The following is a 9,626-nucleotide window of genomic DNA, read 5'->3' as shown; positions in this document are numbered from 1 at the left end:
CAACCCAGGACATCCCTCCGAACGCCAACAAGATCGCCGACAACACCTTCACCGGCAACACCGTCGACGTCGGCTGGACCTTCCCAACTGCAACCAAGGGCCACGCCAACTGCCTGTCCGGCGCAACCGTCCGAACCGTGCCTGCCGGTCTGTCAACCAAGGCCCCCTGCCCACCCGCCGGTGCCTCGCCCTCTGCGTCAGGCGTATCGCCTTCGGGTGCGTGGACCGGCCCGACCCCGCCACCCGGCATACCGTTCAGCGAGGTGGTCGCGCCACCAGCGCAACCGCAGTTCCCGAACGCCACCACCACCGGCGCCACGTCCGTCCCGGCCGTCCCTGCCCTCCCGGACCTCACCCACCTGCCGATCCCCGCTCCAACGCTCCTGGCCGACCGAGCCCTGACGCGAGCCGGCTGACCTACTTCGGTGCGACGTACTGCTGGGTGTCGAAGTTGATGACCACCGGCTGAGGTTCGGAGGCGACCGCCGCCTGGACCCGATACATCGTGCCGTCGGAGCCCAACCAGTAGCGGACGGTGTCCTTGGTATCGGGGCGGTCGCGGGCGGCAGGCCCGTTCAGGATGTCGGTCTGGTGGCCGCTGATCGTCTCCTGGCCGAGGTGACTGGCGCCGTTCTGCGGGAGGAGTTGCGCGTTGTCCGGCCGGTCGCTGCCCAACCCCAGTGCGATCCGCAACGCTGTGTCGAGCGCGCTCCCGGACGCCTGCAGCGGACGGTTGGTCCACCCCACAGTCGGTGGTGCAGCCGGAGCGGTAGCAGGCGCGTCGGTCATCGGTACGACGGACAGTTGCGTCAACGTCCACCGGATCAACCCGTCGCTCGACGAGTTGCGCCCGGCGCCGTGCAGTACGCCGTACGCGCGTTTGCCCCGGAAGTCGACGGAGGCGGTGACGGTGAGCTCGCCCGCGGTGTCCGGGACGGTGATCCGGACGGCGCGCCCGCCGGTCTCGTAGTTGCGGAACCGCGTGATCGCGAGCCGGTTCGCCTCGTCCGCGGTCAATGCCCGCGGTGTGGACGCGTCGGAGTTCGAGCTGGCGACGACGAGCACGGTGGCCACCGCGGCACCGGCGGTGAGTCCGGCCGCGATCAGCCAGCGGTTGCGCAGCTTGAGCAGGTTGAGCAGGTGGGGCAGGTGGGGCATGGCGCAGGACGCTAACAGGTCGGCAGATTCACCCAGTAATTCACCCGATACGGAGGGTCACCTGGCCGTGCCGTTCTGGTTGGCTGAGTCGATTTGAGTGCACCAACCAAAAGGGGACAGCAACAACTATGAATAGACGGCTGTTGCGTGCAGGTTTGTCAGGCCTCTTACTGGCCGGCGGCGCTGCAGGCGCGATGGTTTCGGCGAGCGGCGCGGCGGGTGCCGCGGCCGCCCAGCAGGACGACGGAACACTGACCGTCCAGGTCCTGCGCGACTTCTTCGGTACCGGCGTGATCAACGCGGCGATGGACACGCCGCAGCAGGGCATGGCCGTCGACGTCACCGACACGGCGGGTCACCACGTGCGGGGGACCACGGACGCGACCGGCAAGGTCGTCGTACCGCCGTCGTCGACGCTGGTCGGCGGGCAGTACCGGGTGGACGTGTCGATCCCGGCGCCGTACGACGGGTACCTGCGCGCGGCGCCCGCGTCGACGAAGGACAACCACTTCGACAGCTTCACGTCGTTCGTGGACGTCCGCGGCGGCAAGGCGGACTCGGTGATCACCGCGGTCTGGAACCCGGCGGACTACACGCTGCCGGACTCCAAGTACTACGTGCCGGTGCAGAGCCCGGCCGTGAACGCCGACGGCAGTGCGCCCGACCCGAACGCCCGCGCGCTGGTGTCGTTCGGCCAGGACGCCCGCGGCACCTGCCCCGACCAGTTGGCCTGCCCAACGGTGGTCAACACGCAGGCGCAGGTCGGCACCACCTGGGGGCTGGCGTACGACAAGTACCGCAAGCGGATCTTCCAGGCCGCGTTCGCGAAGCGCTACACCGAGTACGGGCCGGAGGGCGGCGGTGCGATCTACACGACCTCGCTCGACGGCTCCTCCGCGCCGACGCTGTTCGCGAAGGTGACCGGCGCGGCGCTGACTCCGCACGGTCCGGGCGACATGCGCAAGGACCCGCTGTTCACGGACGCCCCGGGAAAGGAGAGCCTCGGCGGCCTCGCGCTGTCCGAGGACGGCACGACCTTGTACGCCGTGAACCTGCGCAGCCGGCGGCTCCTGAGCTTCGACGCCACCGGGACCGACGCGGCCCGGCCGACGAAGACCGTACGGATTCCCGACCCGGGGTGCGCGGCCGAGACCGACTGGCGGCCGTTCGCGCTGACCACACACGACGCCAAGCTGTACGTCGGTGGCGTGTGCTCGGCGGAGAGCACGCAGCAGCGGTCCGACCTGAAGGCCGTCGTGTACAGCTACGACGGTACGACGTTCGCCCCGGTGCTGACGCAGGCGCTGACCTTCCCGCGTGGGCAGGTCCTTCAGGCGATGACCCAGCCGACCGCCGACCACTGGAACCCGTGGGACACCAGGCTGTCGAACTGGGACAGCCGCGCGATCAGCCCCACGCTGTACGTCAACCCGCAGCCCGAGCTGGCCACGCTGGCGTTCACCCGGAACGGGTCGATGATCCTCGGCTTCCGTGACCGATTCATGGATGTCATCGGCAACGGTCAGGACCCGCGGCCGCTGAACAGCACCGTCGAGGCCGGCATGTCCGGCGGCGACATCAACATGGCCTGCGCTAAGCCGGGCGGCGGGTACGACTGGGAGGGCACCGGAATCTGCCCGAACCACGGAACGACCGCCAACAACGGTCACGAGCCGGCCGGCGTGGTCGAGTACTTCCACGGCGACTTCTTCGACCCGAACCGCTCGGGCAACGGCCTGCACCAGGAGACGTCCCAGGGCTCCGTGGCCTACATCCCGCAGCAGCAGTTCGTGCTCAGCACCGAGCTGGACCCGGCGCGGGACGTGAGCTCGAACGGTGTCGGCTTCTACAACGTGGACACCGGCGACGGTCCGGGGCAGGAGAACCCGACGCACGGGTACCAGTTCGTGGGCCCGACCAACAGCTTCGGCAAGGCCGGCGGTCTCGGCGACGTCGCGTACGCGGCGGCGAACGCGCCGATCCAGATCGGCAACATCGTCTGGTTCGACGGCGACCACAACGGTATCCAGGACCCGTACCACGAGGACGAGGTCCCGCTGGCAGGTGCGACGGTGAACCTGCTGGACGCCTCCGGGAAGCAGGTCGCCACCACGAGGACCGACCCGGCCGGTGAGTACTACTTCGGCGGCGTCGGAGCGGAGTACGAGCTGACGCCGGGCGCGAAGTACACCGTGGAGTTCAACGTGTGTACGGCGGACACCAGCAACGTGCCGCGGCAACCGGCGGCCACGGACCTGCGGTTCACGCTCCCGGTCGCGGGCGACGATCGTGCGCACGACTCGAACGTCACGCCGCCGACGAAGGGGCAGCTCTGCAAGGGATCCACCGAGGTGACCGCGCCGAGTACGCCGGGCGGGGTCGACCACACGATCGACGCGGGCGTCTACATCCCGCCGCCGGTACCGCCGACGACGCCCACGCCGACCCCCACGCCGATGCCCACGGCCTCGCCGTCGCCGAGCCCGTCCGTGACGCCGTCGCCGACACCGAGTGCGACGCCGACCGCGACGCCGCCCGGGAATGTGCCGAAGCCGCCGGGTGGGCCGCTGGCCTCCACCGGTGCGGACGTGCCACCGCTGGTGTTCATCCTGGCGGGTGTCCTGCTGGCCGTGGGTGGTGCGTTCCTGCTGATCAGCCGGAAGCGCCGGGCGAGCCGCCAGCACTAGGCCGCTGAAGTACCGGGCCGCTGAAGTACTGGGCCGCTGAAGTACTAGGCCGCCGAGGTGTCCTGCCCGACCCGCCCGCGGGCAGGACACACCCGGTCAGCCGCGCTCGGGGTCGGCGCCGGCCGCCTTCGTGACGCGGTCGCCGACCTCGAGCGACTTCCACAGGTCACGCTTCACCTTGACGTCGCGGACCTCGCCGCCGTCGAGTTGTACTTCGAGCTTGCGGTAGAGGTTCGCGCCGTCGTACATCGCGCGCGACTTCTTCACAACGACTCCGCTCCAGGCGTCCCCGTCGGCCATGGTCACTCCTTCGTCACGGTACGTGGTCAGCATGAAGCTTATCAGCGATAAGCATCGTGCCGGGGGTACGGTGCGGTGGTGCCTCAGCAGCGACGGACCGATCGGGCCGCGATCGTGGCGGCCTCGATCGCGGTACTGGACGAGCGCGGGCTGGACAAGCTGTCGCTGCACGCGGTCGCGGCGCGGCTCGGTGTCCGGCAGCCGGCGCTGTACCACCACTTCAAGGACAAGGGCGCGATCCTCAGCGCGGTCGCCGCGGAGGTCCTGGAGCGCGGGCACACCGATCGGCTCCCCGAGCCCGGGGAGGACTGGCAGGCGTTTCTGACGCGGAACGCGCACAGCCTGCGCCGGGCGATGCTCGCCGTCCGGGACGGCGCCCGCCTACTCGCCGTCGCCGGTCCCCGTGCCCCCGAGCTCGGCAACGCGATCGCCCAGGTGTCGTTCCTCGAGCAACACGGCTTCACCGGCGCCGACGCCGTACTCGCGTTCGTCGCGGTCTCCCGCTACACGATCGGCGCCACCCTCGAACAACAAACCGCAAGCGACGGCGGCGAGATCCGTTTCCCGGACACCCCGGAGGCGGCGCACCTGATCGAGGTGGCCGCCGAGGTCGCGCGGCTCGGGCCCGAGCACGAGTTCGCCGTCGGGTTGGCAGCGCTGGTGAGTGGTCTCAGCCCATTGCGAGGTCGTTGACGAAGCTGTCGGACCAGTCCGACAGGGTGGGCAGGCGCTCGGACCACACCTTGGTACGAGGAGTGCCGGCGGTGCCGGGCTCGCCGTTCTCCGGCCAGTACCCGATCATCGAGCGCAAGGTCCCGAGGTGCTCGCCGAAGTGGTCGTCGGCGGGCACGATCGCGGCGACCCGGACGGCGCCCAACCGCGCGATCACCTCGGGGTCGCGGAACGCGGTCCGGATCGCGCCGCCGAGGTTCGCGAGCTGCGAGTCGCAGGGCTGCCCGGCGACCGGTTCGGCGATCACCAGGGCGTGGGTGTCGGGGAGGTACCACCCGTGGCGCTCGGCGGTCCGGTACAGCTCGGTCAGCCGGGTCCGCAGATGTGGCGTAGTCGCGAGACCGGTGCCCTGGTCCTCGCAGGACGACGCGTGCAGGTACGTCAGCGTGCACTCGGTCCAGCTCTGGCAGAGGGTCCGGATCGCCTCGAACTCCGGGTCCTTGCCGACCGTCCGGTACGTCTTCCGCAGTACGTCGAGCGCCACCGTCAGTGGCACCTCCCGCTCGGCCAGGCGGCGCCCGGCAGCCGCCGCGTGCGGGACCGGGTTCGACCCGGCGGCCAGCGCCTGCAGCAGCGGCCGGAAAACGGTGTCGTTGCTGGGTCCGTTCAACCGATGTCGCCCGCGCCCGGGCAGCGGATCCGGTAGCTCAGACTCCGGTTCCGGCGCGGCCTTGGTGGGCAGCGGTTTACGCAGCTTGTCGATCAACATGGCAGATCCCCGTTTGGCTACCGATCGTGGTCGCCTACCTGGCCGGTAGGCGACCCGTACGCCCTGAGACGCTCACCCGGTCGATCCATGACGCGAGATCCGAAAATTCCCGGTTTCCGCCCGATCCGCCCCGAAACTGAGCCGGATCTAAGCTACCGGCGGTAACGGCCAGAGCTGGGGCTGGATCGCCGGATCGGAGTAGTCCGGGTCGGGGTTGTGGCGGACCAGGCTGTCGTTCGGGTGGGCGGAGCCGGGGCGCCAGCGGTTGTCCGCGGGCTGTAGGTGGATGGCCAGCGACCGGCGGGGCGCCGTACTGAGGTTCGCCGAGCTGCCGTGGACCGTGCGGCAGTGGTGGAAGCTGACCTGTCCGCGTTTCATCCGCGGTACGACGGGAGTCGGGTCGAAGCCCTGCGCGACGATCGACGCCTCCAGCCCGGCCGCGTCCTGCGAGAAGAAGTCCAGCCCGGTCACCGACCACCGGTGGCTGCCCGGCAGGAACGCGACCGCCCCGTTCACCTCGTCGACGTCGTGGAACCCGACCCACGCGGTCAGCATGTTGTCCGACGTACACGACTGCCAGTACTGCCGGTCCGTATGCCACCCGACCTTCGCCGCCGACCCGCCCGGTGGCTTGTAGAGCAGTTGGTCGTGCCACAAGCGGATCCCCTCCGCCCCGGACAGCGCCGCGGCCGTCTCGGCGATCGCCGGATGCCGGACCAGCGCGGCCAGTTCGTCGACCCGCAGCGACGAGTAGTCGTTCTTCCGCAGTACGTCGCCCTGCTCCGGCTGCCAGCCTCGTGTCGCCTGGACGTCGGGCAGTACGTGGTCGTGGTCGTTCGCGTAGAACCGCTCCATCCCGCGCTCGGCCGCGTCGAGGACCTCGGGCGGCACGATGACCGGCGAGATCCAGTACCCGTGCTCCTGGTAGAAGGCAACGTCGTCAGCATCCATGGCGACCACGGTAGGAAGCGAAAGCCCTGCCGGGCGTTGCCGATGTTCAGCGGGATGGACACAATCTTCAGGTGTCCTTGTACCGCCCCGACGGGCTCCGCGCCGGCTTCCACGCCGAAGGGTTCGCGCCGGGCAGCGGCCTGCTGCACGGCGGTGAGCAGTGGGTGCCCGAGCAGTTCCTGATCGAGCCGCACGAACACCCGGTGTGGGAGATCTACCTGCAGCAGCACGGCACGACGCACTGGGTCGCGGGCGGCGACAGCTACGTGCTGCACCCGGGCCACCTGTTCGCCGTAGCGCCCGGGGTCACGCACCACCTCGCCGGCTGCTCCGGCAACCACCACTTCTTCTTCGCCGCGATCGACCTCGAGGTCGTCGGCCGCCGCCATCCCGGTCTCGCGCTGCCGTCGGCGGTCGTGCACCGCGAGGCCGGTGAGCTCACGTACGCCTTCGCGCAGCTGGTCCGCGAGCTGACGACCCGCTACGAGTACGCCGACACCGGTCTGACGCTCGCCGTGGACCACCTGGTCCTCGCGTTCTCCCGGTCGCTGACGCCGACGGCCGCACCGCAGCTCCCGATGCATCCCGCCGTACGGACCGTGAAACGCCTGCTGGACCAGGAGTTCCACGAACGCTGGACGCTGAAGGAGCTGGCGGACCGGGCCGGGCTCGCACCGGCGTACCTGGCCGAGCTGTTCGCCGCCGAACTCGGCCAGCCGCCGCACCGCTACCTCAACGAACGCCGGATCGACCGCGCCCGCCAGCTCCTGGAGTCCAGCGACGTGCCGATCACCGCGCTCGCGCTGAACCTCGGCTTCAGCTCCAGCCAGCACTTCGCCCGGGTGTTCCGGCGACTCACCGGCAGTACGCCGACCGCGGTCAGATCGTCACGATCGCGGTGATCCCGAGCGCGACCCCGACCAGATAGGTGCCCGTGGCACCAATAGCGCGGAGCGGTCCGAACGAGGCGAGGGTCCCCGACCGCAGCATGCCGGCCGCGTGCGTGAACCGGACGACGACCGCCGCGATGGCGAGCACGTCGATCACCCGGCTGTGCGACAGCATCGAGCAGACCAGCAGCAGCACGATCATCGTCGGGATGTACTCCGCGGCGTTGCCGTGCGCGCGGACCGCGATCAGCAGCCGGTCGCCCGGGTCCATCGGCAGCTGGTTCCCCGCGCCACGGATCGCCCGGTTGCGGGTGACGTTGGCGCCGAGCAGGAACAGCAGAATGCCCAGCAGGGCGATGCAGACAACGGTGATGGTGCTCATACGAGTGCTCCTTCGAACAGGTGGCTCACGATGGTGTGGCTGAGCCGGGTCCCGAGCAGTGCGTCGGTCTTGTGCATGCCGCCGGGACAGGTGACGTTGACCTCGATCAGCCGGCCGTCGATGACGTCGACGCCGGCGATGACCAGGCCGTGGGTACGGAGTTCGGGTCCGAGGGCCGCGACGATCGCGCGGTCGTGGTCGTCGATCTCGGCGGCGGCGACCGGCGGACCGATCCGGAAGTCGCCGTCCGCCGGCCGCCGGAGGACCGCGCCGGCGATCTCCCCGTCGAGCAGGAACAGCCGTTTGTTGCCCTGCGCAACCGATGGCAGGTACTGCTGCGCGATCACCTGCCGGCGGCCGCCGGAGGTCGCCGACTCGAGCAGCGCGATCGCGCCCGAGTCGTCGCGGACCAGCCAGACGCCGTGCCCCGCGAACCCGTCGACCGGCTTCACGACCGCCGTACCGACGTCGGCCACGAACGACCGCAGGGCGTGTGGATCCGTCCCGACGTACGTCGGCGGGCAAAGGTCGGGGAAGCGCAGCGCGACCAGCTTCTCGTGCAGCGCGCGGATGCCTGCCGGACGGTTGACCACCCGCGTCCCGGCGACGTCCAGCAGGTACGTCGTGTGCAGGTACCGCGCGTCGACCGGCGGGTCGATCCTGAGGTGCACAGGCGCGAACGACGCGACGTCCACGACCGCCGTGCCGAGGTCGTCGTACCAGACCGGATCGACGATCCACCGGTGATCGTCACCGGGCACCCGCGGGCGCAGCCGGATACGCCGTGCCCGCGCGTGCAGCCGCCCGTCGGCGAACGCGAGGTCCTCCGGCTCGCAACACCAGACGTCGAGGCCGAGGTCCTGCGTCGCGGCCATCAACCCGACGCTCGCGTCGATCTCGCTAAGCAGGCCGGTCAGCGGATCCGTGACGAACAGTACCCTGCTCATGTCGCCACATCCCTTCTGTGCAAGGGGTTTTCCGAAGGACATCCCGTCGATGCGTGTCGTCGTACATGAGCCGCCGGAGGATGCCGATGATGCGCTCGACCACTGCAGGCTCCTGCGCGTCGAGGAATCGCACCTCGAGGTACGAGCCGCGGGGACGTACCGGTGGGAACAACGTGCTCACGTGTTCCGGCGGTCCGTCGACGAAGGCCGTGGCGCCTGCGGCGAAGGCCGTGTACGCCGCCACCGGGTCGTCGCCGTACAGCAGTCGGTCGTCGAACGCCGTACGCTCCGGGTCGACCGCCATCCAGGTGGCGAGCCGATCGCTGCGGTTGAAGCGCGCGGCCAGGTACGGACCGACGAGGTTGAGCACTCGCCACTGCTCGAGGCCCGCGCGCCCCGGCCACCAGTCCAGGCAGATCTGGGTGGACGCGGTCCGGCGCATCATCACGCGGCCGGCGGCCCCGATGCGGTCGAAGTGCGCCTGCATCGCGACGTACCGCGGCGAGGTCAGCTGCAACGGCACGTCCTGCCGCGGGTCGACCGGGACCGGCCGCAGCGTGATTCCGTCGAGCCGGCGCCGCAGATCGGCGGTCAGCCGACGCAGGTCGCGGACCGGGTCGAGCGCGGGCGGCAGGCTCAGCTCGAGTTGCCCGCCGGGCTCGAAGCTCAGGTACGGCGCGGCCGGCGATCCCGCGGCCGCCCGCCGGACGCCGGCGATCGGCACCACGCTCCCGTCGGCCGCGGCGACGACGTACTCCTGCTCGACCGCGACCCGCGTCGACCGCCCGTGCCCCCGCGCGAACAGCCCGGCCACGACTGGGTGAAGCTCCCTGGGATCCATCGGCCCCTCCCTGATACCGTAAGGAATCC

General features: G+C 70.3%; 11 protein-coding genes. 4 read left to right on the top strand and 7 right to left on the bottom strand.

What is annotated here, in order from left to right:
- Positions 1-416: hypothetical protein (locus VFF46_RS16790; RefSeq protein ID WP_325038060.1), on the top strand; the 416-nt coding region annotated here is incomplete at its 5' end.
- 1 nt (position 417) lies between these two features.
- Here VFF46_RS16790 and VFF46_RS16785 read toward each other — a convergent pair.
- On the bottom strand, positions 418-1,158 hold the full coding sequence (locus VFF46_RS16785) for a hypothetical protein (protein ID WP_325038059.1): 741 nt from the start codon (positions 1,156-1,158) through the stop codon (positions 418-420).
- Positions 1,159-1,352: 194 nt separating this feature from the next.
- On the opposite strand from VFF46_RS16785, the gene VFF46_RS16780 reads away from it, so the two are divergent.
- Entirely contained in the window at positions 1,353-3,845 is a 2,493-nt protein-coding gene (locus VFF46_RS16780; protein ID WP_325038058.1) for an SdrD B-like domain-containing protein, read from the top strand.
- Between the two features lie 96 nt (positions 3,846-3,941).
- Here the strand turns inward: VFF46_RS16780 and VFF46_RS16775 are convergent, their stop codons facing one another.
- Complete coding sequence (locus VFF46_RS16775; protein WP_325038057.1) at positions 3,942-4,145, bottom strand: DUF7489 domain-containing protein; 204 nt, start codon at positions 4,143-4,145, stop codon at positions 3,942-3,944.
- Positions 4,146-4,223: 78 nt separating this feature from the next.
- Between VFF46_RS16775 and VFF46_RS16770 the strand changes: the two genes are divergently transcribed.
- The gene (locus VFF46_RS16770; protein WP_325038056.1) at positions 4,224-4,838 is read left to right on the top strand and encodes a TetR/AcrR family transcriptional regulator C-terminal domain-containing protein; all 615 of its coding nucleotides are present in this window, start codon (positions 4,224-4,226) and stop codon (positions 4,836-4,838) included.
- On the opposite strand, the gene VFF46_RS16765 is transcribed toward VFF46_RS16770, so the two are convergent.
- Positions 4,816-5,586: a hypothetical protein gene (locus VFF46_RS16765; RefSeq protein WP_325038055.1), complete on the bottom strand. Its 771-nt coding sequence runs from the start codon at positions 5,584-5,586 to the stop codon at positions 4,816-4,818. The two genes, VFF46_RS16770 and VFF46_RS16765, sit on opposite strands and share 23 nt — an antisense overlap.
- A gap of 147 nt (positions 5,587-5,733) precedes the next feature.
- Positions 5,734-6,537, bottom strand: a complete 804-nt coding sequence (locus VFF46_RS16760; RefSeq protein ID WP_325038054.1) for a phytanoyl-CoA dioxygenase family protein — start codon at positions 6,535-6,537, stop codon at positions 5,734-5,736.
- Positions 6,538-6,608: 71 nt separating this feature from the next.
- Here VFF46_RS16760 and VFF46_RS16755 point away from each other — a divergent pair, with 71 nt between their 5' ends.
- A complete protein-coding gene (locus VFF46_RS16755) occupies positions 6,609-7,439 on the top strand; it encodes an AraC family transcriptional regulator (RefSeq protein WP_325038053.1) in 831 nt (276 codons plus the stop codon).
- Here VFF46_RS16755 and VFF46_RS16750 read toward each other — a convergent pair.
- The 3 genes from VFF46_RS16750 to VFF46_RS16740 are packed head-to-tail and all read right to left on the bottom strand — an operon-like array spanning position 7,417 to position 9,597.
- Positions 7,417-7,809, bottom strand: coding sequence for an MAPEG family protein (locus VFF46_RS16750; protein ID WP_325038052.1), 393 nt, complete (start codon positions 7,807-7,809; stop codon positions 7,417-7,419). The two genes, VFF46_RS16755 and VFF46_RS16750, sit on opposite strands and share 23 nt — an antisense overlap.
- The gene (locus tag VFF46_RS16745; protein WP_325038051.1) at positions 7,806-8,756 is read right to left on the bottom strand and encodes a hypothetical protein; all 951 of its coding nucleotides are present in this window, start codon (positions 8,754-8,756) and stop codon (positions 7,806-7,808) included. The genes VFF46_RS16750 and VFF46_RS16745 overlap by 4 nt, the downstream gene beginning before the upstream one ends.
- Complete coding sequence (locus VFF46_RS16740; RefSeq protein WP_325038050.1) at positions 8,710-9,597, bottom strand: glutamate-cysteine ligase family protein; 888 nt, start codon at positions 9,595-9,597, stop codon at positions 8,710-8,712. The genes VFF46_RS16745 and VFF46_RS16740 overlap by 47 nt, the downstream gene beginning before the upstream one ends.
- Positions 9,598-9,626: the final 29 nt, after the last annotated feature.

Origin of the sequence: Kribbella sp. (genome assembly GCF_035655035.1) — a bacterium.
GTDB lineage: Bacteria > Actinomycetota > Actinomycetes > Propionibacteriales > Kribbellaceae > Kribbella.
Note: the sequence above shows the minus strand (reverse complement) of the source record. Positions and strands in the feature narration are given on the sequence as shown.

What these genes read in the sequence shown, in the direction of transcription:
- VFF46_RS16785 (WP_325038059.1), bottom strand. Translation starts at nt 1,158, where the DNA reads ATGCCCCACCTGCCCCACCTGCTCAACCTGCTCAAGCTGCGCAACCGC.
- VFF46_RS16780 (WP_325038058.1), top strand. Translation starts at nt 1,353, where the DNA reads ATGGTTTCGGCGAGCGGCGCGGCGGGTGCCGCGGCCGCCCAGCAGGAC.
- VFF46_RS16775 (WP_325038057.1), bottom strand. Translation starts at nt 4,145, where the DNA reads ATGGCCGACGGGGACGCCTGGAGCGGAGTCGTTGTGAAGAAGTCGCGC.
- VFF46_RS16765 (WP_325038055.1), bottom strand. Translation starts at nt 5,586, where the DNA reads ATGTTGATCGACAAGCTGCGTAAACCGCTGCCCACCAAGGCCGCGCCG.
- VFF46_RS16760 (WP_325038054.1), bottom strand. Translation starts at nt 6,537, where the DNA reads ATGGATGCTGACGACGTTGCCTTCTACCAGGAGCACGGGTACTGGATC.
- VFF46_RS16750 (WP_325038052.1), bottom strand. Translation starts at nt 7,809, where the DNA reads ATGAGCACCATCACCGTTGTCTGCATCGCCCTGCTGGGCATTCTGCTG.
- VFF46_RS16745 (WP_325038051.1), bottom strand. Translation starts at nt 8,756, where the DNA reads ATGAGCAGGGTACTGTTCGTCACGGATCCGCTGACCGGCCTGCTTAGC.
- VFF46_RS16740 (WP_325038050.1), bottom strand. Translation starts at nt 9,597, where the DNA reads ATGGATCCCAGGGAGCTTCACCCAGTCGTGGCCGGGCTGTTCGCGCGG.